Origin of the sequence: Pectobacterium sp. 1950-15 (assembly GCF_037136835.1) — a bacterium.
Taxonomy (GTDB): domain Bacteria; phylum Pseudomonadota; class Gammaproteobacteria; order Enterobacterales; family Enterobacteriaceae; genus Pectobacterium.
Genome location: NZ_JBBBQR010000004.1, coordinates 188,703 through 214,064, shown reverse-complemented (window position 1 = coordinate 214,064; position 25,362 = coordinate 188,703). Strand labels below are relative to the sequence as shown.

Annotated in this window: 22 protein-coding genes; 16 read left to right on the top strand and 6 right to left on the bottom strand. The window is 51.3% G+C overall.

Features of this window, described 5'->3' with window-relative positions; genetic code table 11:
* Window positions 1–310: 310 nt before the first annotated feature.
* Window positions 311–1,723, bottom strand: coding sequence for a pyruvate kinase PykF (gene pykF, locus WCT94_RS06745; protein WP_336868708.1), 1,413 nt, complete (start codon window positions 1,721–1,723; stop codon window positions 311–313).
* Between the two features lie 644 nt (window positions 1,724–2,367).
* On the opposite strand from pykF, the gene licT reads away from it, so the two are divergent.
* From licT to WCT94_RS06715, 6 genes are all read left to right on the top strand, one after another.
* Entirely contained in the window at window positions 2,368–3,231 is an 864-nt protein-coding gene (gene licT, locus WCT94_RS06740; RefSeq protein ID WP_336868706.1) for a BglG family transcription antiterminator LicT, read from the top strand.
* Window positions 3,232–3,669: 438 nt separating this feature from the next.
* A complete protein-coding gene (gene bglF, locus WCT94_RS06735; RefSeq protein ID WP_336868704.1) occupies window positions 3,670–5,571 on the top strand; it encodes a PTS beta-glucoside transporter subunit IIABC in 1,902 nt (633 codons plus the stop codon).
* A 35-nt stretch (window positions 5,572–5,606) separates the two neighbouring features.
* A complete protein-coding gene (locus WCT94_RS06730; RefSeq protein WP_336868702.1) occupies window positions 5,607–7,001 on the top strand; it encodes a glycoside hydrolase family 1 protein in 1,395 nt (464 codons plus the stop codon).
* A 276-nt stretch (window positions 7,002–7,277) separates the two neighbouring features.
* Complete coding sequence (locus WCT94_RS06725) at window positions 7,278–8,918, top strand: carbohydrate porin (RefSeq protein ID WP_336868701.1); 1,641 nt, start codon at window positions 7,278–7,280, stop codon at window positions 8,916–8,918.
* Window positions 8,919–9,010: 92 nt separating this feature from the next.
* Window positions 9,011–10,195 (top strand): alpha/beta hydrolase-fold protein, encoded by a 1,185-nt coding sequence (locus WCT94_RS06720; RefSeq protein WP_442955482.1) that lies wholly within the window; start codon window positions 9,011–9,013, stop codon window positions 10,193–10,195.
* A gap of 112 nt (window positions 10,196–10,307) precedes the next feature.
* On the top strand, window positions 10,308–11,315 hold the full coding sequence (locus WCT94_RS06715; RefSeq protein WP_336868697.1) for a nucleoside hydrolase: 1,008 nt from the start codon (window positions 10,308–10,310) through the stop codon (window positions 11,313–11,315).
* A 257-nt stretch (window positions 11,316–11,572) separates the two neighbouring features.
* On the opposite strand, the gene WCT94_RS06710 is transcribed toward WCT94_RS06715, so the two are convergent.
* Genes WCT94_RS06710 through WCT94_RS06690 form a run of 5 tightly spaced genes read right to left on the bottom strand, consistent with a single transcriptional unit; the run spans window position 11,573 to window position 15,721 of the window.
* Complete coding sequence (locus WCT94_RS06710; protein ID WP_336868696.1) at window positions 11,573–12,199, bottom strand: tetratricopeptide repeat protein; 627 nt, start codon at window positions 12,197–12,199, stop codon at window positions 11,573–11,575.
* Window positions 12,196–13,011, bottom strand: coding sequence for an SDR family oxidoreductase (locus WCT94_RS06705; protein WP_336868694.1), 816 nt, complete (start codon window positions 13,009–13,011; stop codon window positions 12,196–12,198). The genes WCT94_RS06710 and WCT94_RS06705 overlap by 4 nt, the downstream gene beginning before the upstream one ends.
* Entirely contained in the window at window positions 13,004–13,654 is a 651-nt protein-coding gene (locus WCT94_RS06700) for a TenA family transcriptional regulator (RefSeq protein ID WP_336868692.1), read from the bottom strand. Before WCT94_RS06700 ends, WCT94_RS06705 begins: the two co-directional genes overlap by 8 nt.
* Window positions 13,651–15,093 carry an AMP-binding protein gene (locus tag WCT94_RS06695; protein WP_336868690.1) on the bottom strand — a complete coding sequence of 481 codons (1,443 nt, stop codon included), beginning with the start codon at window positions 15,091–15,093 and terminating at the stop codon, window positions 13,651–13,653. Before WCT94_RS06695 ends, WCT94_RS06700 begins: the two co-directional genes overlap by 4 nt.
* Window positions 15,074–15,721 (bottom strand): thermostable hemolysin, encoded by a 648-nt coding sequence (locus tag WCT94_RS06690; protein ID WP_336868688.1) that lies wholly within the window; start codon window positions 15,719–15,721, stop codon window positions 15,074–15,076. The genes WCT94_RS06695 and WCT94_RS06690 overlap by 20 nt, the downstream gene beginning before the upstream one ends.
* Window positions 15,722–15,882: 161 nt before the next feature.
* Between WCT94_RS06690 and cybB the strand changes: the two genes are divergently transcribed.
* The 10 genes from cybB (at window position 15,883) to ccmB (ending at window position 25,328) form a co-directional block, all read left to right on the top strand.
* Window positions 15,883–16,431 carry a cytochrome b561 gene (cybB, locus tag WCT94_RS06685; RefSeq protein WP_336868687.1) on the top strand — a complete coding sequence of 183 codons (549 nt, stop codon included), beginning with the start codon at window positions 15,883–15,885 and terminating at the stop codon, window positions 16,429–16,431.
* Between the two features lie 379 nt (window positions 16,432–16,810).
* Window positions 16,811–18,187: an ammonia-forming nitrite reductase cytochrome c552 subunit gene (gene nrfA / locus WCT94_RS06680; RefSeq protein WP_336868861.1), complete on the top strand. Its 1,377-nt coding sequence runs from the start codon at window positions 16,811–16,813 to the stop codon at window positions 18,185–18,187.
* A 43-nt stretch (window positions 18,188–18,230) separates the two neighbouring features.
* A complete protein-coding gene (gene nrfB, locus WCT94_RS06675) occupies window positions 18,231–18,800 on the top strand; it encodes a cytochrome c nitrite reductase pentaheme subunit (RefSeq protein WP_336868686.1) in 570 nt (189 codons plus the stop codon).
* Entirely contained in the window at window positions 18,797–19,468 is a 672-nt protein-coding gene (gene nrfC, locus WCT94_RS06670; protein WP_336868684.1) for a cytochrome c nitrite reductase Fe-S protein, read from the top strand. Before nrfB ends, nrfC begins: the two co-directional genes overlap by 4 nt.
* Window positions 19,465–20,427 (top strand): cytochrome c nitrite reductase subunit NrfD, encoded by a 963-nt coding sequence (nrfD, locus tag WCT94_RS06665; RefSeq protein WP_336868683.1) that lies wholly within the window; start codon window positions 19,465–19,467, stop codon window positions 20,425–20,427. Before nrfC ends, nrfD begins: the two co-directional genes overlap by 4 nt.
* 21 nt (window positions 20,428–20,448) lie before the next feature.
* The gene (locus WCT94_RS06660) at window positions 20,449–22,323 is read left to right on the top strand and encodes a heme lyase CcmF/NrfE family subunit (RefSeq protein WP_336868681.1); all 1,875 of its coding nucleotides are present in this window, start codon (window positions 20,449–20,451) and stop codon (window positions 22,321–22,323) included.
* On the top strand, window positions 22,316–22,717 hold the full coding sequence (gene nrfF, locus WCT94_RS06655) for a heme lyase NrfEFG subunit NrfF (protein WP_336868680.1): 402 nt from the start codon (window positions 22,316–22,318) through the stop codon (window positions 22,715–22,717). Before WCT94_RS06660 ends, nrfF begins: the two co-directional genes overlap by 8 nt.
* Entirely contained in the window at window positions 22,714–23,544 is an 831-nt protein-coding gene (nrfG, locus tag WCT94_RS06650; RefSeq protein WP_336868679.1) for a heme lyase NrfEFG subunit NrfG, read from the top strand. The genes nrfF and nrfG overlap by 4 nt, the downstream gene beginning before the upstream one ends.
* 507 nt (window positions 23,545–24,051) lie before the next feature.
* Window positions 24,052–24,684, top strand: a complete 633-nt coding sequence (gene ccmA / locus WCT94_RS06645; protein ID WP_336868678.1) for a cytochrome c biogenesis heme-transporting ATPase CcmA — start codon at window positions 24,052–24,054, stop codon at window positions 24,682–24,684.
* Window positions 24,672–25,328 (top strand): heme exporter protein CcmB, encoded by a 657-nt coding sequence (ccmB, locus tag WCT94_RS06640; RefSeq protein WP_336868676.1) that lies wholly within the window; start codon window positions 24,672–24,674, stop codon window positions 25,326–25,328. The genes ccmA and ccmB overlap by 13 nt, the downstream gene beginning before the upstream one ends.
* Window positions 25,329–25,362 lie beyond the last annotated feature (34 nt).

Sequence of the window (25,362 nt, the reverse complement as noted above, 5' to 3'; positions counted from 1 at the left end):
TAATACCCTCTAGATTGAGTTAATCTCCATGTAGCGTTACAAGTATTACACAAACTTTTTTCTAATGAGAATAAATTTTTGATGAGAACATGCTTAATTTTGATCGTTCGCTCAAAGAAACAGCGAGTTTTACATATTCATTAAAAAAGTAAGGAAAACAGTGCTATTTTTATCGGATAACTCCGAGGCTTTAGGCTATTAAATGGCATGTTACGCAAACGCATTAATTAGGTTATCGCACTGTAGGAAGTCGTTTCAGAATATAAAAAAAGCGCCATTAAGGCGCTTTTTACCGATCTGATGGTTGGGATCAGAGACGATGTACAGAAGAGGTGTTGGTGGTGCCGCTGGAAACCAGTGCGCCAGAGACCATCACCACAACGTCGCCAGCCTGCGCATAACCGCTGTTCAGCGCCGCTTCTTTACCGATGCGGTAGAAATCATCGGTAGACGCGATTTCTTTCACCAGCAGCGTATCAATGCCTTTGCTCAGCAGCAGCTGACGCGCGGTGACTTCGTTAGTTGTCAGCGCCAGAATACGGGCGTTCGGGAAGTATTTACGGATAGACTTGGCAGACTTACCGCCGCTGGTCGCAACTACAATCAGCGGAGCATCCAGTTTCTCTGCCGTTTCGACTGCACCACGGCAGACAGCTTCAGTGATACGCAGAACCGGAGGAGTCTTGATGGTATCCAGACGGCTTTTCATCACAGAGTCTGTACGCTGACAGATCGTTGCCATGATGGTAACGGATTCCAGCGGGTATTTACCTTTCGCACTTTCGCCAGATAGCATAACGGCATCGGTGCCGTCGATGATGGCGTTCGCCACGTCGCCAGCTTCAGCGCGCGTAGGGCGTGGGTTTTTGATCATGGAATCCAGCATTTGCGTCGCGGTGATCACCACTTTGCGTGCCAGGTTACATTTTTCGATCATCATTTTCTGTGCGAAGATCACTTCTTCAACCGGGATTTCAACGCCCAGGTCGCCACGAGCAACCATGATGCCGTCGGACGCTTCCAGAATTTCGTCGAAATTGTTCAGACCTTCCTGGTTTTCGATCTTGGAGATGATCTGGATGTGCTCGCCACCGTGTGCTTTCAGGTGAGCGCGAATCTCTTCAACGTCTGAACGCTTACGGATAAAGGAGGCTGCAACGAAATCGACGCCTTGTTCGCAACCGAAAATCAGGTCGCGTTTGTCTTTTTCAGCCAGTGCAGGCAGTTGGATAGAAACGCCAGGCAGGTTGACGCCTTTATTCTCGCCCAGATCGCCATTGTTCAGTACTTTACAGACAACGTCGTTACCGTTGATTGCCGTAACCTGCATACCGATCAGACCGTCATCAACCAGAACGGTGTTGCCGACGCTGAGGTCTTCAGTAAAGCCCGCGTACGTGACGGCGACGCGATCTTTGTTGCCCACGATGCTCTGATCGGTGGTGAACGTGAACGTTTGACCCGCGGTCAGTGTTACGTCAGCGCCGTTTTCCAGCTTCATGGTGCGGATTTCTGGGCCTTTGGTGTCAAGCAGGATAGCGGCTTTCTTGCCGGTTTTTTCCGTAACGGCACGCAGGTTCTTGATGCGTTGACCGTGTTCTGCGTAATCCCCGTGAGAGAAATTCAGGCGCATAACATTCATGCCGGCAGACAGCAGGTTGCCAAGCATTTCTTCTGACTCTGTTTTCGGCCCGATGGTACAAACAATTTTTGTCTTTTTCATACGATAGTTTCTACAAGTTGTGATGGATAAAAAAACGAGTGAACCAGTGGCGATGCGAGGCAAGCCGCTGGAAAGAATGTATGAGGAAACAGTATAGAAAAGGTAAGTATAGATGGTCGTAATGAATGGGTGATGAAGTGCGCAACCGCTCGTCGCATAAGATTTGCGGGAGTCGCGTTGGCGATGCCGTTGATAATAATGTTATTGATAGTGGCACGTTGTTTAGCTGAAACCATTCAATTGAAACGACGTTCCGTATTATAGTTATTAAGCGACGAGAAACAAGGTGGTAAAAGGTATGAAATTGAATATTTTGTCGCGTTTACGCAAAAAATTGATCGATTTGGTGTTTTTACCCAAATTTGTTGCGCAACTGCCTAACAAATCCGCGGTATGAATGCGGTATTACGGTGAACGAAGGCAAGTGGGCGATTCTTGTAACGGCTGGCAATAAATAAAGAAAATGCGTGTAAGCTGCACGCTTTTCTATCGATCCGTATCACGTTTTTGTGTCATGCTTCTTGAGAAGATAAAGGTAGATGGTAGTTTACCTGCTATTGCGGATTGTTACTGCGTAAGCAGGCAAAACCAGATGCTCGTTCTTGTTACGGGTGTCTGGTTTTTTTGTTTCCAGGGTTTGAAAAATGAAGATTGCCAAAATACTCAACAATAATGTCGTTACCGTAATCGACGAAAACAATAATGAGTCGGTTGTGATGGGACGCGGGCTGGGCTTCAAAAAGCACTCTGGCGATCTGCTGGACGAAACGCTGATTGAACGCGTGTTTGTGATGAAATCCGGGGAACTGACGTCACGCCTACAGGAGTTGCTGTCAGAGATTCCGATGGATGTCATTACGACAGCAGACAAGATCATCCTGTTGGCCAAAGATCGTTTGCCGGGGAAATTGCAAAACAGTGTCTATATCTCTTTAACGGATCACTGCCATTTTGCGATAGAACGCCATAAGCAAGGGGTGGATATCCGCAATGTGCTGTTATGGGAAATAAAGCGCCTGTATCCAAAAGAGTTCGCTGTCGGTCTGGAAGCGCTGGATATTATTGAGCAGCGCCTGGCCGTGCGCTTACCAGAAGATGAAGCCGGGTTTATTGCTCTGCATTTGGTGAACGCACAGCTCGACAGCGAAATGCCGGAAGTCCTGCAAATTACCAAAATCATGCAGGAAATACTGAATATTGTAAAATATCAGTTGAATCTGGATTATAACGAACAAGCATTAAGTTATCACCGTTTTGTGACGCATTTGAAGTTCTTCGCGCAGCGGCTAATAGGAAAAAGCACAGTATTTAGTGATGATGAATCATTACATGATGTCGTGAAACAACGGTATCAACTTTCTTATCGCTGTGCGGAAAAAATACAGGCGCACATCATTCAAAAATATCACTACACGTTAACGAAAGAAGAGTTGATGTTCTTAACGATTCATATTGAACGCGTGCGAACAGAAGGTCAGGATAAAATAGAATCAGGTGATGGAGAATAATTTCTGCTAATTTGCTTTTCGTCACAAAATAGCCGTGTGATAAGGTAAATATCCTTGCACACGGTGAAAGTGAAAGCATAAAGTATGTGGAAAGCAAATTATCAGATGAAGTACGTTTTTATTGTTAGTGCGTAAGTCGCGCTGACAAACAAGTAGGATTGTTACTGTCAGGCTGGTCTCGGCGGGCAGGCAAAACCTAAATCGTTTTCTCAATGTGTATTGGGAAAAACGATTTAGGTTTTTTTTTGTCTCAAACAGAACTGGCAATCTTAAATTATTGATATTTAAGTCTGTTTATATCCTAAATAATTCGATTTACAGGCAGGCGGCAAGCAAGTGAATCCCGATGAGCTTACTCGGGTAAGTGATTTGGGTGAGCGAACGCAGCCAACGCACATGTAGCTTGAAGTATGACGGATATAGCATTAAGGATAGACGATGGAATACAAAGCATTAGCAAGTGAGATACTCGATGGTGTCGGTGGTCGCGGCAACATCATTAGCGTCATGCACTGCGCAACCCGATTACGTTTTAAATTAAAAGACGACAAAAAAGCGGATGCCGCGGCGCTGAAAGATAACTCAGGCGTGATCATGGTCGTTGAAAGCGGCGGGCAATTTCAGGTCGTCGTAGGTAATCATGTTAGTGATGTCTATAACAGCTTGTTGGATATTTCTGGATTGACCGACAGGACTGATTCCGCGAATCATGAAGACGGCGATGAGAAAGACGGAAATATCTTCTCGCGCTTCATTGATGTTATTTCTGGAATATTCACCCCGTTAATTGGGGTGATGGCCGCATCGGGTATTTTAAAAGGTTTTCTGGCGCTCAGTCTGGCGTGTGGTTGGATGGTTGAAACCAGCGGAACCTATAAAGTGCTGTTTGCGGCAAGCGATGCGTTATTCTTTTTCTTCCCGGTAGTATTAGGCTATACCGCAGGGAAAAAATTTGGTGGCAATCCATTTGTTACCATGGTAATTGGCGCCACGCTGGTGCATCCATCGATGATTGCTGAATTTGGTGCTATGCAAAATGCAGGTTACCAGCAGCTGTATTTCCTGGGCATTCCAATTACCTTCATCAATTATGCCTCTTCCGTTATTCCGATTATTTTCTCGGCCTGGCTTGCTTCACGTCTGGAAAAGCCGCTGAATGCCATATTGCATATCAATATCCGCAATTTCTTCACGCCGCTGCTGTGCCTCTGCATCACGGTCCCCGTCACGTTCCTGCTGATTGGACCGGCGGCAACCTGGCTTGGACATATGCTGGCTAGCGGCTATCAGCTGATTTATGGGCTGAACTCCATGATTGCGGGCGCGTTGATGGGGGCGCTGTGGCAGGTGTTCGTGATCTTTGGTCTGCATTGGGGGCTAACGCCGCTGATGATCAATAACCTCAGCGTATTAGGGCATGACACTATGATGCCGCTACTGGTTCCTGCGGTATTAGGGCAGGCGGGAGCGGTACTGGGCGTGCTGCTGCGTACGCGTGATATGAAGCTGAAAGGAATTTCCGGTTCGGCTTTCTCGGCTGCGATCTTTGGTATTACGGAACCGGCGGTGTATGGCGTCACGCTGCCGCTGAAACGTCCCTTCATTTTTGGCTGTGTTGGTGGCGCGATGGGTGCTGCCATTTTGGGATATTTCCATACCACTATCTATTCCTTCGGCTTCCCGAGCATCTTTACCTTTACCCAGGTTATCCCACCGACAGGTGTCGATAACACGGTCTGGGCCGCCATTATCGGTACGGTGATTGCTTTTACCTTTGCCGCCGCCGCGAGTTGGGCCTTCGGAATTCCGGCGCAGGAGAAGACGACAGAAGCAAATGTTCCTGCGTCAGCAGCACAAGCTACACCGCGCCAGAGCGATGTGACGCGTAAGCAAGAGATAAGCAGTCCAATCGAGGGCTCGGTGCTGCCGCTTGAGCAGGTTGGTGATGAAACGTTCGCCAGTGGGTTAATGGGAAAAGGCATTGCGATTAAACCGCAGACCGGGCGCGTGGTTTCACCGGTGAATGGCACGGTCGCCTCGCTGTTCAAAACTAACCATGCCATTGGGCTTGAATCGGAAGAGGGTGCCGAGGTGCTCATTCACGTCGGCATCGATACGGTGAAATTGGATGGTCAATATTTCACTGCACACATTAAGACCGGCGATGTCGTGAAGCAGGGCGATCTTCTGGTGGAGTTTGATTATCAGGCGATTGAAAAAGCTGGCTATGACACGACAACGCCCGTCATTATCACCAATAGCGAAGATTACGTTGATGTTCTGCCTACCGCCGGAAACACCGTGCAGGAACAGGGCACTTTACTGACGTTAATCCGCTGACATTGAAATTTACGACCCAATTGGGAGGAGAAAAGATGAGCCATCAGTTTCCGAAAGAATTTTTGTGGGGCGGCGCGATCGCAGCCAATCAGGTTGAAGGCGCGTATTTGACGGGCGGCAAAGGGTTATCGACGTCTGATTTACAGCCGCAGGGTATTTTTGGCGAGATCGTCACGCGTACGCCGGGCGACAGCGGAATTAAAGATATCGCGATCGATTTTTATCATCGTTATCCCGAAGATATCGCGCTCTTTGCAGAAATGGGCTTCAAATGCCTGAGAACCTCGATTGCCTGGACGCGTATTTTCCCGCAGGGTGATGAAACCCAGCCGAATGAGGCAGGGTTGGCATTTTACGATCGCCTGTTTGATGAAATGGCAAAGTACGGCATTCAGCCTTTGGTGACGCTCTCCCACTATGAAATGCCTTATGGTCTGGTGAAGAATTATGGCGGCTGGGGAAGCCGTGAAACGATTACATTCTTCGAGCGTTACGCCCGCACGGTATTCCAGCGCTATAAAGACAAAGTGAAATATTGGCTGACGTTCAACGAAATTAACTGCGCATTACATGCACCATTTACAGGAATTGGTTTACCTACCGAGAGTAGTAAGCAGGATATCTATCAGGCGATTCATCACCAGCTTGTTGCGAGTGCCAAAGCGGTGAAGGCGTGTCATGACATCATCCCTGATGCCAAAATCGGCAATATGATGTTGGGTTCCATGTTCTATCCATTAACCTGCAAACCTGCGGATGTCATGGAAACGATGCAGCAGAACCGCGACTGGCTGTTCTTCGGCGATGTTCAAAGCCGAGGATACTACCCGGCGTACATGAAGCGTTTCTTTAAACAGAACGAGATTACGCTGACGGTAACGGAAGACGATCGTCAGTCGTTGAAAGAAACTATCGATTTCATTTCTTTCAGCTATTACATGACGGGCTGCGTGACCACTGATGAAGAAGTGAACCTGAAAGCGCGCGGCAATATTTTGAACATGGTGCCGAACCCGCATCTGGAAAGCTCCGAGTGGGGCTGGCAGATCGACCCGGAAGGGCTGCGCTATTTGCTGAACTACCTGTATGACCGCTACCAAAAACCGCTGTTCATTGTGGAAAACGGTTTGGGTGCCAAAGATAAACTTGAAAGTGATGGCAGCATTAACGATGACTATCGCATCAAATACCTGAACGATCACCTGTATCAAGTAGGTGAAGCGCTGGAAGATGGTGTTGAGGTGATGGGTTATACCTGCTGGGGGCCGATTGATCTGGTGAGTGCATCAAAAGCCGAAATGTCGAAACGCTACGGCTTCATTTATGTCGATCGTGATGATCAAGGGAACGGCACATTAGAACGTCGGCGTAAGAAAAGTTTCTACTGGTATAAAGAAGTCATTTCCTCTAACGGTGAAACGTTGAAATAAACCATCGCATCGATGAGTCATTTACGCATTCATTCTCAGAGCAATAAGATCTGGAATGAATGCGAACTCTATTTTTTTACTATCCATGGGAAAGATGGCAGGGGAATAAAATGAAACGGGAGGGAATGAACTAGCCATTAAATCATATAAACGGTCATGTAGATTTTACAAAAATTTTTATAAATAGGCGGACTTGCGGCTAGCGTCGCGAGAGGGTTGTCTCAACTTAAAACCGCTGTTTCCAATGTTAAAATGTACCCTACTCGGATAATAATCATGCGTAAAAAATTCCCTGTAAAGATGATGGTATTACTGATGTCTTCCGTGTTTTTGTCTAATGGTGCTATGGCCGCAAAATTGACCGTAGAAGAAAGACTGGAACTATTGGAGAAAGAGCTGGCGGCAAATAAAGCTGAATTGCAGTCAACGAAGAAAGAACTGCGCGAATATAAGACGAACGCGGAGAATAAAGCACGTCTTGCAGCAAACTCTGCGGCAAAAGATAAACCGCTGGTTGTTGCTTCTTCTGGCACGTCATCGGCTAATCAGGTGGTTCTTGCACCTGTTGTCCAACCCGCCACAAATACGACTGATGCCGCGACAAGTGCACAACAGAAGCCATTAACGTTAGCTGAAGTGAGTAAATTCGTTAAGGATGATATTGGCTTTAGCTATACGGGGTACTTCCGTTCGGGATGGGCAACGGCCGATCATGGGGCACCAAAATCGTATGCGATTGGTTCATTAGGGCGTTTTGGTAATGAGCACAGTGGTTGGTTCGATCTCATACTGAGCCAAAAAGTGTATGCAGAAGGGAATAAACGTGTTGATGCCGTCATCCAATTGGATGGTAACGTGGGGATGCAGTACAACAGCGCCTGGTTTGGCGAAGACGCCGATAATGAAAATAAACTGCAATTCTCCCAGATGTACGTCAATACGAAAGGGTTTTTACCATTCGCCCCAGAGGCTGATTTTTGGGTAGGTAAAAATACCCTGCCAGTCTATGAAATTCAGATGCTGGACTGGAAAAGCCACCGTTCTGAAGCAGCGGGCGGTGTAGGTATTGAGAACTGGCAGTTGGGCGTGGGTAAACTTGATGTCTCTTTGAACCGTGAAGACGTTAACGCGCGGCGATTCGTATATAATGACCCGAAAAAAGATAAAAATCAGGTTAATACCAATGCGGTTGATATTCGCTATAAAGGTATTCCGTTGTGGGATGATGCAACATTGTCTCTGATTGGTAAATATGCGCAAGCCAATAAGAGCAATGTGCAGAATAATAATGAAATCGATGGTTTATCGTATAAATTGAAAGACGCCTGGACCGCTGGTGTCATTTTACGTCAAGGATTATATAACGGCGGGTTTAATGAATTCACCGTTCAAGGTGCGAGTAATTCTATTGCCAGCGGTTTTGCTAATATCTCTGATGCGAACCCAACGTATAGCCGAAATGGTGATTATTACGGCAACCATTCAGGAAATGCATTTCGTGTGATCTCACAAGGAGAAATGTATCTGCGTGATGATATTATTATGGCGAATGCGTTGGTCTATTCAAAAGGTAATGACATCTATAGTTATGATACGGGTGCAAATACCGATTTCGATAGTATTCGTGCCGTACTTCGCCCTGCTTATATTTGGGATAAGTTCAATCAGACGGGGGTGGAATTGGCGTACTTTAATCAGACCAATAAGGCCAATGGTATGAATTATCATGAGTCAGGTTATAAGACCACGCTGTACCATGCGCTTAAAGTCGACACGAGTATCTTGAATTCTCGTCCAGAGATTCGATTCTATGGTTCTTACCTGAAAATTGAAGATAACGATATCAGCAAGGCCACCTTTAACGACAGTAAGAGCGATCAATTCTCCGTGGGTGTTCAAGCGGAAGTCTGGTGGTAATACCTGTCACCACGTCGGCACCGCTTCGGCGGTGCCGCTACATTTAGCAAAAACAGACTCGATGACGTGATAGTCGGGATGGGATTATGCGAATGAACATGAAGAAAATATCTTTATCATTATTGACTCTGGGTGCATTAACAGGGATTTCTGTCAACGCTTCTGCGCTACCTGCCGATTTTCCTGTTATGCCAGCGGCCACAGTCCCTGTGAGCCAGTATGTCACGGCGGTAAATGCGGACAGCAGCATTACCTTCCGCCTGTTTGCGCCAACGGCGAAACAGGTCAGTGTTTTTACCGGTTCGACGCCCGATAGCATCGTGTCCCATGCGATGATGAAAGATGGCTCTGGCGTGTGGTCGTTCAAGACGCCCGCGCTGGCACCGAACCTGTATGAATATTTCTTCAGCGTGGACGGTTTTCGCACCATTGATACCGGCACGGCGTTGACTAAACCGCAGCGTCAGGTCAATACCAGCCTGATTCTGGTGCCGGGAAGCATTCTGGATGTGCGTCAGGTGCCACACGGCGAGCTGAGAACGCTGACCTATCACTCCAACGCGTTGAAATCTGAGCGTCAGGTGTATGTCTGGACGCCACCGGGCTATAGCGAATCGTCAAAACCATTGCCGGTACTCTACTTCTATCATGGTTTCGGCGATACGGGGGCATCGGCCGTGGTACAGGGGCGGATACCGCAGATGATGGATAACCTGCTGGCAGAGAAAAAGATTGAGCCAATGCTGGTTGTCATTCCTGATACGGAAACGGACGTTCCCGGCATCATCCCGGAAGAATATCCCCCGCAGGAGCGCCGTAAGGTGTTCTATCCGCGCAATGCGCTGGCGGCGGACAGAGAACTTATTCATGACATCATCCCCGAGATCGGCAAACGCTTTAACGTCCGTCAGGATGCAAACGGCCGGGCGCTGGCCGGGCTGTCTCAAGGCGGCTATCAGGCGCTGGTATCCGGCATGAGCCACCTGGATCACTTCGGCTGGCTGGCAACGTTCAGCGGCGTTACCACTGAAACGGTGCCAAACACGGCCGTTGCCGCGCAGCTTGAGCGGCCTGAGCAGATTAATCAGCAACTGAATAACTTTACGGTCGTGATTGGCGGAACCGACAACATCACCGGTAAGGATATTGCGGGTCTGAAAACGACACTGGAGCAGAAGAATATCCGGTTTGACTACCACCATTATCCGAATCTCGGCCATGAAATGGACGTCTGGCGACCGGCGTACAGCGAGTTTGTTCAGAAGCTTTTTAAATAGCGTCTTCGTGCTGCGGGCAGCGTTGTCGTATGCCCGCGTTCTTTGATGGCAGCCTGCATTGTCAGGCTGCCATACCAATGACTGCCAAGCCCCGTTAAGGATAATTACCTCTATGCGCAGATATTTTTCCCGTTTCGCCATGTTGATCGTGGCATTGCCTTTCCTCAGCGCGTTCACCGCGCAGGCGCAAACCTCACCTTTTGACGTGGCCGATCATAAACAGATCCGCGTCATCATCAGCGCCGATGCGAAAAACGAGGCTGATGATGATTTTGCCGTTGCCCATGCGGTGCTGACGCCGACGATGCAGGTGAAAGGGTTGATTGCCGCCCACTACTCCCGTACTGCGCCGTTAATGAAACGCGATGGAGAAAACAGCATGATGGAGAGCTACCACGAGCTCCAGCGGCTGATGAACGTAATGGGAAAAACGGACATTCCCGTTTATCGCGGTGCGACGCAAGCGCTGAAAGCCGACGGTGGCGCGCCTGCGTTGAGTGAAGGGGCGCAAATGCTGATCAAAGAAGCATTAAAAGACGATTCGCATCCGCTGTTTGTGTTAGTCATGGGGCCGATTACGGATATCGCCGCTGCATTGCAGGCTGAACCGACGATTGCCAGCAAAATGACGGTGGTGTGGATTGGCGGCATGCCTTATCCGAAAGGGGGCTGGGAGTACAATATGTTCAACGATCCGGTTGCGGCGAACAGCGTATTCAAGTCTCAGGTGCCTTTGTGGCAGGTTCCACATAATGTCTATATGTCCGTGCGCGTCTCGCTGTCTGAGCTTGCCGTACGCGTGAAGCCGCAAGGGAAGGTCGGAGAGTACCTGTGGCAACAGCTGATCGAGTTTAATCGTGCGATTTCTGAAACCATTAAGGATGTTCCCTGGCCGAAAAGCGAAGTGTGGGTCTTGGGCGATAACCCCTCGGTATCTCTGTTGCTGGATGACCACGAATACCATTACACGCTGGTCAATGCGCCACAGTTAAACGACGATCTAACCTATGCGCCTCAGGAAAATGCTCGTCAAATTCGGGTATATAACGCCGTCGATGCCCGCTTCACGCTGGAAGATTTCTACGCCAAGCTGGCGTTGGCCTATGGAAATAAGCACTGAATCCTGAACGGGAGTGGGTCTGCCTTGCTATAGTGACAAGCAGGCGAGGGGGATTACCTGACGTACATGACACGGTGGTGTGACCATCGAAACGGGGCAAAACTTGTTCAGAGGCTATGTTAAATAGCGTCTTCGGAAGCGGGCTTGAGAAATCATGCCCGCTTCCAATCAGCCCCTGAAGAGAACCAACCGTTCCCTTTACCACAGAAAATGGTTGGTACGGACTCGTGGTTTAACGCTATCTGCCAGCAGGGGCGTTATTGAATGCTTGCCAGCGCGTTTCCTATCTCTCGGCGACGACCATTATCGGCAATGTCACGCCCTTGCCGAGCCGGAGCGTGAAGTGCTTTTTCCAGATAACGTTTCGCCTCACCGACTTTTCCTTCTTTCAGCAGAAAGTCACCATAAAAATAATTGGCATCAATGCCATCAGGACTGAGCGTCAGCGCTTTTTTTAGCATCTCGTCGGCTTTTTTCTTGTCACCAAAACCGACGGGCCAACCGGGAACCTGATAGTAAAGTACCCCGAGGCTCGTCCAGGCCGAACCATCAAGCGCATTGGGGTCAATAGCGATCGCTTTTTCAAGCGATGTGCGAGCCTGTTTAACCAGACTGAGAGCACCCAAGCCGCCTTTTGCGCCAGCCCAACTGCTATCGATAATACCTGACCAAATTAACAGCGTTGCATCGTTATCGTTTTTGGCACGGCTCGCGTCATGCGCTTGCTGGCTTAGTGTGCTAAAACATCCTTCTTTCTGTGCTTCCAGAGTCTGATACTGACAAACGGACCACGTGTTTTGTAATGCACTCAGGGATGTATTTGCTTGCACAGACACTGACACCGCGCTTGCGAATGTGATCACCAGCATATTGCGTGTTCTCATTTATTTCCTCCTCTGACTTTGCCTCGAGCGAACGCCTGAATGACCGGTAATTTTTTGTTCAGTGCTCGGTCAACGAGCGCCGGAAACCAGGCATTCATTTTGACAAACAGCCGTTCCATGACGCCAAAACGGTATCGTTTTTGTTCTGTTTCAAGGAGACGGACAATTTGGGTAGCAACCAAGGCTGGGGAATCGTGACGGTTACCGAGCTTGTGATTCAGTGCATAGACCTCTTCGCTGTTGAGTGCGGTTTCTGTTGCCCGAGGGGCGACATACAGTACAGAAATTCCGCTACCCTGTAACTCGCGGCTTAGGGCTTCGGAAAAACGATGCATAGCGGCTTTTGTGGCACAGTAGACGCTCCATGCGGGATACCCAATTTCCCCAAAGATAGAACCGATATTGAGGACAATGCTTTGTTGACTCAATTTCTTTAACAATGTGCGAGTGAGTAATGTGGGAATTTCAATATTGGTCTGGATTTGTTCACGAATATCATCGAAAGATTGCTGTTCAAACAACGCAAAATGGCTGCATCCTGCATTATTAATGAGGATGTCCAACTTATGGTTTTCATTAAATCTGGCTGCAAGGGTAATGATTTCAATCTCTGAATAGGTTTTCATCAGAGCGATGCAGTGCTGTTCTGGACGGGGCAACTGCTGTTGCAGACGCTGCATCGCCTGTTCATTACGTCCTACAAGGTAGAGGTTTGCCCCTTTTTCCGCTAAGGCGTGTGCGAGTGCCTGACCAATTCCGCCACTCGCGCCTGTCAGCAGTATTGTCTTATTATGCAGGTTCACTTTAGCCATTCCCCAGTTGATTGAGCATCTGTGTGTACAGGTGATAAACGCGGTGAGCCGTGTGAACAATGGCATCATGATCTCGCTTATCCGTGACGGTATTCATCAGCAAGGCAAAAAATTTCAGGTGATCTTGGTCTAGCTCGCCGTGAGAACGCAGATAGGTGGTTGCCTCTTTTGGTAGCCTCAGTGCCTGTTCCACTCGTGTAGCAATGGCGGACGCAATAGACACGCTGGTGCCTTCCAGCACCCACACCATGCCAAAGATGCTCATGGGGTTGACACGTTCAATGCGGTGATAAAGAAAGGCAATCATCATTTCAATGGGCAAGCCGGGCGTCCCTAATCTGACCTTTTCTGCATCTCCGCCACAGGCGCGGATATCATTCAGAATCCACTCCTGATGGCCGTATTCTTCCTCGATATATTCAGAAATTGCACCGCGCATAGATTCATGCGATGGAGGGAGGCGGCTACCTGCACACATCAATAATGGGACGGTATGGCTGACGTGGTAGTACGCTTGAGTCAAAAACTCGATATACATCTCGCGTGAAATGTTGCCATCGAGGCAACGGGCGATAGTCGGAGACGAAAGCAACTGTTGACGTTCAGTCGTTGTTTTATTTTGTAATTGTTGATAGAAGTTCATTGTTGTTCCTCCTCACTACGGGTGAGTATCTGATGTTGTAGGGTTTGCCATATGGCATTGCGGCGAGGACGGCCATTGGCCGTTAACATATCGGGTGATGAAATCGTATGGGTAAACAGTAATCGGTGCAGTTGCGCGTAATCTGGCAACTGTGCAGAAAGAGCCATCAGTTGTTCCCGTGCGAGCTCCTGTTGTCCGTCAAATGCGTCGACCAGTGCCACATTACGCACTAATCCTTCACCGAAAATCACAATGCGGCGGACTGCGGGACAGGCCATGGCCTCCGCTTCTGGCCATTCAGGGGAAAAATTGCGGCCAAAGGCGTTGATTTGCACGTTTTTCATGCGGCCCTGAATATAGATGAAGCCATCATCATCGACGCTGCCGAGATCGCCTGTCGCTACCGTCAATGAAGGTGAGGGCCCCCCCAGATAACCTAGCGCATTGGCTGGACTGGACACGAGCAGTTGCCTGTCACCATCAACCGCCAGTTGGATGCTCGGCAAGGCTTTGCCGACGCTACCCTGCCGTGTGGCGCCAGGTCGATTCAGCGCCACGACGGAACCGCATTCTGACAGTCCATAGCCTTCAAAAATGGGAAGTCCACTCTGGGCTGCAAGTCCCAGTAGTTGGGTTGAGATTTTGCCGCCACCTGCGGCAATGAAGCGCAATGACTGTGTGCTTTCCTGAGCCTGCTGATGCAACTGTAGCAGTACACGCAGTAGTTCTGGCACCAGTACCAGACTCTCAGGGCGCCAGCGTAGTAGCGCCTGTAAAAATTGCGTCGCATTGAACCGACTGGAGCCTTCAAAACCGATGTGTGACGGTGGCAGCACCACGGTTTCAGCCCCCAGCAGCAGCGGGATGTAAATACCACATAGATTCTCAAGCAGAATACTGAGCGGTAATGTCACCAAATGCTTTTGTAAGTGGAGTGAGCGCAATTCACTCGCAAGGGTTTGAGCTGTCCACTCCATGCCGCTTAGGCTTAAGCACACCCCTTTCGGTTCCCCTGTAGTGCCAGAGGTATAGGTGATTTTGGCTGTACCAAAAGGCAGAGAAATCGGTTCATCGACGATTCGGGTTTGCAGTTGCCCTAGAGGGAAATCACAGGTCTGCCACTCTGCCAGGGGCGCGCTACCGATCCGTGCATCAATAGACGCGGACGACATTACCCACGTCTTTTGTCCGACGGTGAAGAAAGGGGGAATGGGGACGATCACAATCCCGCTAACAAGACAAGCCAGATCGATCATGGCCCACTCTGGACTATTTTCTAGTTCAAGTGCTAAGCGCTTTATACCGAGTGACGTTAAGCGCTCTGCAATCGCCATAACGGTTTCATGGTATTGCTTCCAACTCCATGTCCGACCGTCACCTTGTAAAGCGACGGCATCAGGGCACTGTTGGGCGAGTTGTTCAAGCCTGTCCAGAAACATAGGATTCTCCTGCCGTGGTTATCCAAGGAGCATCAGGTAACGTGGTAAACAGGTTAAGCAACATGCTTGTCTGTCTTAACGTGGTTTTTCCGTTTGTGAGTTCTCCGGCCATAACTTGCGGATCATGTTGGTAGTATTCACCCCATTCTTGTGCCGTATCGCCCAGCCGTGCTGCGCTGGCAGGCGTCAGTAGCATGGGGTGCAGATGGAGTCGATGAAAAATGTTGCGAATTTTCCTGGTGCCGGTGAAGACAATCCACGAGTAGTGATATTGGTTGAGTAATAAACAGATGGCGGCATACATAACGCGTGCTGAAGCGCCGTCATGTGCGGTGAAGTTTCCTATTTCGACGATTTTTTCCCGCGAAACGGGGAGGTTAATACGAGCGGACAACATCGTTTCAACGGGAGCATCAAGATATTGCTCCAGGTAAAATACACCTTGTGAAGCCGTCTGGACGCCACAGGCTGCTCTCAGTTCGCCACGGGCATCGTACATGCCGAGAAGCCAGGGCATACAGCGGGAAAGTGAGGCGTTGTAAATCTGATGATAGCTTTCACGTATTGACGTTGAAATATCATTCTGTTCGTATCCGCCATGTAACCATTTTAATGTATAGGGTGACATTATTCGCATAATAGGAGCCTCTGCTGAAAATAAGGTCATCCTGGCAGTGAATTATTATGTCAACCTTAAGAATTTTTTCGGAAATGAAAATTTTTATATTAATGTACGCTTAAGGTTTAGATTCTATAAATGACTTACTGTTAATCGACGGGTATTTGAAAATGAAAAAAACCTATGCGACTAGCCAAATTATTTTTCATTGGCTTGTTTTTATCATGGTAGTGATTACCTATGCTGCGATGGAGCTTAAAGGATTTACGCCAAAAAACAGTCCTGAGCGAGCAACCATGGCGCTGACGCATTATACAGCAGGTTTATGTGTGTTATTCCTTATGTTAATCAGAGTGTTGCTGAAAATGAGGCATAGCGATCCTGCTATTGTCCCACCGCTGCCGCGCTGGCAGCATATAGCGGCGAAAATAACGCACGGCGTGTTATACCTCATGTTTATTTTATTACCGGTTTTTGGGATAGCTTCGCTTTATTACGGGCAGGTGGAATGGTCTTTCTTTGGAATAGCAATGCCTATTACGCACGTTTTGAATGAAAATATTCAGCACAATCTGAAATCGTTACATGAATTGATAGCCAATGCCGGCTATTTTATTATTGGTCTTCATGCTGCGGCGGCGTTATTTCATCATTATATTGTGCGTGATAATACGCTGGACAGAATGTTACCCCTTCGCAAGGGCAGAATGTCCGAGTAGCGTTAGGCGTTTGTCCGGCACCCAGTGGGTGACTATAAGCTTCTGTTTCTGCCACGGGGTATCAGAAAGGAGTCTGGAAGCACCCGTGGCAACCTCTGTTCGCGTTTCACCGTGTACGCCATCCTGCCGTGACTGAGACAATCCTCATATAACTTTCGATACGATTCATTACTTTTCTTTACCTTTGATCAAAAACAATATTTTGAATGCATCTTTTTGTTATTCATAAGGCGAGTAATGTCACGACAGTTGTTGTGGTTTCTGTCAAATGGATAACTAAAATGACCGCCAGTAGGCGGCTTAAATTGGACACAAACGCATGGTCAGGATAAGCACGTCAATCTCCTATCTGTGGGGCATGGTAGCCAGTCTTTTTCTTATGATGCCAGCCTATTCCGCTGAGGCTCCGGCGGCCCCCCCTCCCGCTCCAATAGAAGCAAGAAATTCAGTCTTCACCGCTCAACACCCCGATCAATTCAACTCGTGGAAAGCGACCAGCGAGCAGTCTGAGCGTCACGACGCGTTGGCAGAAGACCCGATGATGGTAGTCCTCTGGGCGGGTTATCCCTTCTCCAGAGACTATAACAAGCCGCGCGGCCATGCCTATGCCATCACAGACGTACGTGAAACGCTGCGTACCGGCGCACCAAAGACGGCAGAAGATGGCCCTCTGCCGATGGCGTGCTGGAGTTGTAAAAGCCCGGATGTCGCCCGCTTGATTCAACAAGAAGGTGAGGACGGTTACTTCAAAGGCAAGTGGGCACGAGGCGGGCCGGAGATTACTAACGATCTCGGCTGTGCGGACTGCCATGAGACCGCACAGCCGGATTTTGCTCAGGGCAAACCGGCGTTGACGCTCTCCCGTCCTTACGCTGAGCGCGCAATGGAAGCGATTGGTAAGCCGTTTGATCAAGCCAGTCGATTCGGGCAGCAGTCAATGGTCTGTGGACAATGCCACGTTGAGTATTATTTTTCTGGTAAAGACAAAGCGGTGAAATTTCCATGGGATAACGGCACGAAAGTCGAAGACATGGAAAAATACTATGACGCCATTTCTTTCTCCGACTGGACTAACACCCTTTCCCGCGCACCGATGTTGAAAGCCCAGCATCCAGAATATGAAACCTGGAGCGTCGGTATCCACGGTAAAAACAACGTGACCTGTATCGACTGTCATATGCCGAAAGTGAAAAACGCAGACGGCAAGCTGTACACCGATCACAAAATTGGTAACCCCTTCGATAATTACGGCGAAACCTGTACCAATTGCCACACGCAGGATAAAGCGGCGATGCAGGCGGTTGTCGCCGAACGTAAAACGGCTATTCATGAATTAAAACTGAAAGCAGAAGAACAGCTGGTTCATGCGCATTTTGAGGCCAAGGCGGCCTGGGATGCCGGTGCAACCGAAGCGGAAATGCAGCCGATTTTGATGGATATCCGTCATGCGCAATGGCGCTGGGATCTGGCGGTTGCCTCTCATGGTATTCACATGCATGCGCCAGATGAAGGCTTACGAATGCTAGGCACGTCGCTGAGTAAATCCGCTGAGGCGAGAACCAAACTGGTACGCCTATTGGCACAAAAAGGCGTGACAGGAGAAGTCAAGCTGCCGGATATCTCGACAAAAGAGAAAGCGCAGCAGGCGATTGGGCTCAACATGCAGCAAATCAAAGCCGAAAAACAGGATTTCCTGAATACGGTGGTGCCGCAGTGGGACGAGCAAGCGCGTAAAGCTGGACGACTGAGCCAATAACCCCATCGCCCGTGGACGCGGGCGAACATAGAGTGGAGTGGATATGAGCGTATTACGTTCGTTATTGACTGCCGGGGTGCTGGTATCAGGCATGCTTTGGGCATTGCCAGGGCTGACGCAGCCCGCACCTCAGGCGGAAAAAGGAGAGCGGTGGGAGGTTATGCCACAGCGCAATCCTGATGAGGCTTGTCTACAGTGTCATAAACCGGAAGAGGATGGCATGCAGGGTAAACATGCTTCCGCCATCAACCCGCATAATCAAAAACAGCTGACCTGTACTAACTGTCACGGCAAGCCGTCACTGCTGCATCGCGAAGGCGTGAAAGATGTCATGCGTTTTAACTTCCCGATGTACAAGGTGGAAGAGCAAAACGGTGTCTGTATGTCATGCCATGCGCCGGAACAGTTGCAGAAAGCGTTCTGGCCACACGATATGCATGTGACGAAAGTAGCGTGTGCCAGCTGTCATCAGTTGCACCCCACGCAGGATAGTATGCAGACGCTGAACGACAAGAGCCGCATCAAGCTGTGTGTGGATTGCCACAGCGACCAGCGTAATAACCCCGATTTTAACCCAGCCTCAGTGCATCTGGGTAATAAGAGGCAGCCATGAGTTGCTCTCGTCGTCAATTTCTTGCCCGTATGGGAGGGCTGATTGCCCTCACCAGCACGGCGGGGCAGGTTGTCGCACAGACGCTGAATATCAACGGCGTCCGCTACGGCATGATCCACGATGAATCGCTCTGTATCGGCTGTACGGCGTGCATGGATGCCTGTCGAGAGGTCAATCAGGTGCCGGAGGGCGTATCGCGCCTGACGATCGTCCGCAGCGAACCAATCGGGACCTTCCCGGACGTGAAATACCGTTTTTTCCGTCATTCCTGCCAGCACTGCGATCATGCACCTTGTGTTGACGTGTGTCCTACCGGCGCGTCATACCGTGATGCGGCAAACGGCATTGTAGATGTGAATCCCGATCTGTGCGTAGGGTGTCAATATTGCATTGCCGCCTGTCCTTATCGGGTGCGCTTTATTCATCCGAAGACGAAAACGGCGGATAAGTGCGATTTTTGCCGCAAGACCAACCTGAAGGCCGGAAAACTGCCTGCCTGTGTGTTGTCTTGTCCGACGAAGGCGCTGACGTTCGGTAACCTTGACGACCCTGACAGCGAGATTTCCCGCCTGCTTCGTCAACAGCCGACGTATCGCTACAAAATCGCGCTCGGCACTCGTCCTAAGGTTTATCGCGTACCGTTTAAATACGGGGAGGTTCATCAATGACGCCCGTGTCTTCAAGCGCATTCCATTTTGATTCGTTGGTCTGGGATTGGCCGATTGCGATTTACCTGTTTCTGGTGGGCATTTCTGCGGGGCTGGTGACGCTGGCGGCCCTGCTGCGGCGCTACCACCCCGAGCAGGCAACTGCCGACAGTACGCTTATGCGCACCACGCTGATTCTCGCACCGTGCACCATCATTTTTGGATTGCTGATTCTGATCTTCCACCTGACGCGCCCCTGGACGTTCTGGAAGCTCATGTTCCATTACAGCTTTACTTCGGTGATGTCGGTCGGGGTCATGCTGTTTCAGGTATACATGGCGGCGCTGGCGGTCTGGCTCGCCAATATTTTCAGCGAGCAGGTTATCGTGCTGCAACAGCGCTGGCTACCGAAGCTGACTCTTGTTCCGAGGGTGCTCGGCTGGCTGGCGCCGCTGCAGAAATCGCTGGATATCGTAATGCTGCTGCTGGCCGTGATGTTAGGGGCTTACACCGGGTTTTTACTGTCCGCGCTGAAGACTTATCCGCTGCTGAATAACCCGATCTTACCCGTGCTGTTCCTGTTTTCCGGGGTATCCTCCGGTGCTGCGGTGGCGCTGATCGCCATGGCCTGCCGCCATCGCAGCAATCCGCATAGCGAAGAAGCGCACTTTGTACACCGTGTTGAAACACCGGTCGTGTGGCTGGAGATCTTCTTGCTGTTCGCGTTCTTTATCGGCTTGGCCTTAGGGGACGATGGGAAGCAGCGCGCGCTGGTGGCCGCACTGGCTGGGGGATTCTGGGCCGTGTGGTTTTGGCTGGGCGTGGTCGGGATTGGACTCGTTATTCCCTTGCTGCTCAAGTCATGGGCTAGCCGACAGCATTCACCTTATGGCGTGTTGGCGGTGTGCGGCCTGAGTCTGGTGGGCGTTTTGCTACTGCGTTTCTTTATCCTCTATGCGGGGCAGTTAACCGTTGTCTAATTCCCAGCAAGAGGCCTGTTGATGTTGTTATTGCCAGAATGTGGGTATGTGGCGCTGTTGCTGGCGATTTGCGTCGGTGTGGCGACGGCGTTGCTGACATTTTCAGGTTACACCCTACGCTGGTCGGGCACGTACCGACTGGCGCGGTGCTGGACGTTGGTGCTGTTTGGTCTGGTGCTGTTCGCGTTTGTCGCGCTGACGCTGAGCGTGGTGCAGGATGATTTTTCTGTTAATTACGTCGCTCAGCATAGCCACCGTGATTTACCGCTGGGGCTAAAAATGGCGGCGGTATGGGGCGGGCATGAAGGGTCGCTGCTGCTGTGGCTGTTATGTTTAACCGGCTGGAGTGCCGCGTTCGCTTGCCGCTACCGTAAGGCGACAAGCGACCTGTTCCCGCTGACGCTGGCGGTTCTGGCCGTGATAGCAACCGCGTTGCTGGTATTCATTGTCTTTTTTTCCGATCCCTTTGTACGTCTCTTCCCGCCAGCGGTGGCGGGGAGGGATCTCAATCCCATGTTGCAACACATTGGCCTCATCCTCCATCCGCCGTTGCTCTATCTGGGCTATGGCGGGTTAACCGTGAGTGCGGCACTGGCGCTAGCCGCCCTGATTCACGGTGAGTTTACGGCACCAGCCGCCTGGATTTGCTGGCGCTGGACGCTGCCCGCCTGGAGCCTGCTAACGCTGGGCATTATCCTCGGATCGTGGTGGGCCTATAACGAACTCGGCTGGGGAGGATGGTGGTTCTGGGATCCGGTAGAAAATGCCTCGCTGCTTCCGTGGCTTACGGCCAGCGCGTTACTGCACAGCCTGTCTGTCACCCGCATGCGCGGTATATTCCGCCATTGGTCGCTGATATTGGCGCTGCTGACGTTCATTTTATGTCTGCTGGGCACGCTGATCGTGCGCTCCGGGATACTGGTTTCCGTTCATGCTTTTGCCCTCGAACATGGCCGCGCGGTGCCTTTATTTATTCTGTTTGCCTGCTTAAGTATGGCGGCGCTGGCGGTTTACGGCTGGCGCGCTCAGCTTGTCCGTTCCGCTGCCCGCTTCTCCGGCTGGTCGCGGGAAATCGTGCTACTGCTGGTGCTGCTGTTATTCAGCGCCGTCGCGCTGGTGGTGCTGCTTGGCACGCTTTACCCGATGATTTACGGGCTGGCGGGGTGGGGAAAGATCTCCGTGGGCGCGCCCTATTTTAACCGTGTGCTCTTGCCCTTCGGCGGGTTGATGCTGTTGCTCATTGGGGTAGCGGCAGGTGGTTATTGGAAACGCAGCGCGCGATGGCCTGTCCGGCGTGTAGTCGTAACGCTGACGGTCGGTGTCGTCACCGCGCTGGTCTTATGGACACATGGGGTCGCCGTCGCACTGGCTGCGGGGCTGATCGGCTGGATGATGGCCGCGCAGTGGTTGCAGCCGCTATCGGCGGTACGTCAGCAGCTTCCTGCACTGCTGGCGCATACGGGCGTGGCGCTGTTTGCCTTGGGGATTGTGTTCTCTGCGGGCAGCAAACAGGAAATCAGCGCCAATGTCGGTCAGAGAGAACAGGTCACGCTGGGCGACTACCATTTTCGCTTTTTACAGCTGGATTTAGTGGCGGCGCAGAATTATACCGCAGAGCAGGCCGTGATTGCGATTTATCGCGGCGATTCGCCAATCGCCCGCGTCATGCCGGAACGTCGTTATTACAACGCACGCAAGCAGCAGATGATTGAACCGGGTATTGCCTGGGGGCCGATCAGGGAATGGTATGCCGTGATGGGAGAGAAAACCGGCGAAAACCGCTACGCCATGCGTTTCTATGTGCAAACCGGCGTCCGCTGGGTGTGGGGCGGCGGCCTGTTGATGGTCGTGGGCGCACTGCTGGGGTGGTTCAGAGGAAGAAAAGCCTATGACTAAACACATTGCGTTTCTTCTTATGCTGCTGACTTTTTCTGTGCAGGCTCAGGTGGTGGATACCTGGGCGTTTTCCAGTCAGGCACAGCGGCAGGAAGCGATGGCGATTGCCGGCGAATTACGCTGCCCACAATGTCAGAACCAGAGCCTGCTGGAATCGAATTCGCCCGTGGCGGTCAGCATGCGCCATGAGGTTTTTTCCATGGTGGAGCAGGGCAAAAATAAGCCAGAAATCATTGCGTTTATGAATCAGCGCTATGGTGATTTTGTTCAGTACAACCCGCCGATGAAAATGCAAACGGGCATTCTCTGGCTCACGCCGCTGTTTTTGCTGTTAGCGATTGCGGTTATCGCGTGGCGGGTGATACGGCGACAGAACCGTGGGGCAAGCCTATGAACCTGTTAAATCTCGTATTCATTGCTGTCGCGACTACGGTTCTGGCTGCCGGGCTGTTATGGCCGCTGTTGCCCCAGCGCAAGCCGGAGGGGGAGGACAAGCTAGCGCGTTTAGCCGAGCGCATCTGGCAGTTTCAGTGCGAGCAGGCAGGGAGGCACCTTTCTGAACATGAAGCCAGAATGCTGGGCCGCGAACTGTCTCACGACCTGCCGTTAACGTCATCCTCTTCTTCTGCACCGCGCCCGATGCCTGTCATCGCCGTAGCGGTCGCGATCGTCGCTATCCTGTTGGGCAGTGCGACGTTCTACATGCTCAGCCAGCGCGCCGAGCTCGTTCAGGTGGAACGCCAGCGGCTGGCCGATCCGCTACACGATTTTAGCGACGCACAGCAGCAGGAAAAACAGCTCGCCACCTTGCAGAGCAACATTCGTAAAACGCCGAGCGACAGCGTCCTCTGGGCTGAGCTGGGTGAATATTATCTTTACCGCAACGCGTATGACAACGCGCTGCGCGCTTATCGGCAGGCGATTGTGCTGAAGGGCGACAGCGCGGAGCTGTATTCGGCACTGGCGACGGTGCTGTATTACCAGGCGGGTCAGGTCGTCACGCCGCCTATGCAGGAAATGGTCGATAAAGCGCTGGCACTGGATGCCAATGAAGTGACGGCGCTGATGCTGCTGGCGTCGGACGCGTTCCTGAAAGCGGACTATGCGCGCGCGATTGCGATTTGGCAGCGCTTGCTGGATACCTATAGCCCGCGGGTTAATCGTGTCCAGTTGATCGAAGCAATCAACACCGCAACGCTGCTGAAGAACAGCCAGAAATAGTAGGTGATAAGTTTCGCTTTAGTGCCTTTGGGGAGTGCTTGTTGTCCGGCGTGAGAAATTATGCTGAGGAGGTAGCTGGCTTAGGATGAGCCGCAGGACGCGGCGAAAGCTTGCGTCACGCCGGGAGCGTGTCGCAAACGGTCCGTAAAGCCAGATACCGACGAAGGCACCGCGCAGCGGCATAATTTAGCCGGAAGCCAGGGTTCGCAGGGCGACGGCGATTGAGCCGCCCTGCGTCGGGCGCGTGCTAAGCGGTAGCATGAAATGAAGGTCTTGTGGCGCACGAAATAGTCTCGGCGGCTGCATAAAAATATGACCAAGAGGCTGTGCTCCAGCACGACTTTTTGCACCGTCATAATGACGAGAATAACCGGAATCACCGGTTTTATTGATCTCAATAAAACAGATTAACTCTTTATGGTTAGGGTCCCCGAGAGGGGGGAGTAAGGGCACCATGTTATTCTATATCCAAGGGTATATGGCATTAGAAAGCAGGAGTACACCCCGATGTTAGAAGCGCGCGATGTGGTTTGCATACGCGATGAGCATGTGCTGTTCAGCGCGTTGTCGTTTACGGCGAGCCCCGGTGAAATGGTACAGATTGCCGGTGCCAACGGCGTGGGAAAAACGTCGCTGTTGCGCATTTTAAGCGGTCTGGCGACGCCTGAATCGGGGGAAATCTGCTGGCAAGGGCAGCGCATCAACCGCATGCGCGAGCAGTTTACTCAGCAGCTTCTGTGGCTAGGTCATCAGGCGGGTATCAAGAGTGTCCTGACCGGTGAAGAAAACCTGCGTTTTTTCTATCCGCACCAGCAGCAGGATGCACTTTGGCAGGCGCTGGCCGCTGTCGGACTGGCAGGATATGAAGACGTACCCGTGGCGCGTCTTTCGGCAGGGCAACAGCGACGTGTCGCGCTGGCGCGTTTGTGGCTTACCGACGTCCCGCTGTGGATTCTGGATGAACCGCTGACCGCGCTTGATGTGGCGGGCGTCGACATGTTGACGCAGCGTATGGAACACCATATTGCGCGCGGCGGCATCATCATTTTAACCACCCATCAGCCGCTGCGTCCGTTCGCCCAGAGCATTCGCTGTATCTCGCTTATTCCAAGTGAGGGAACCCCATCATGCGGCGTCTGATTGCCCGAGAACTGCGCGTCGCGTTGCGCAATAACGCGGAAATTCTCAACCCGCTGTGGTTCTTCCTGATCGTCATCATTTTGTTCCCTTTGGCTATTGGACCGGAGCCGCAGCTATTGATGCGCGTGGCGCCGGGCGTGGTGTGGGTCGCGGCACTGCTCGCGTCTCTGCTGGGGATGGATCGGCTTTTCCGCGACGACTATCAGGACGGATCGCTGGAACAGCTGACGCTGCTGCCGTTGCCGCTGCCGCTAGTGGTGCTGGCGAAAGTTATGGTGCATTGGATGGTCAGCGGGCTGCCGCTGTTACTGCTTTCCCCGCTGGCTGCGCTGCTGTTTGGGCTGGACAGTCACGGCTGGTGGGTGATGGCGTTAACGCTGTTGCTCTGCACGCCCACGCTCAGTTTTCTGGGGGCTATTGGGGCGGGATTAACGGTCGGGCTGCGCCGCAGCGGCGTGCTGTTAAGCCTGCTGGTCTTGCCGCTCACCATACCGCTGTTGATTTTTGCGACGGCGGCGGTCGAGGCCGCCATGATGCAACTGCCGGTGGGCGGGTATCTGGCGATCCTCGGTGCCTTTCTGGCGGGCAGCGCCACCCTGAGCCCGTTTGCCACGGCGGCGGCGTTGCGGGTGAGCATACAATAATTTTCCGATCTCAGGATCGCCTTCATCGTCCCGT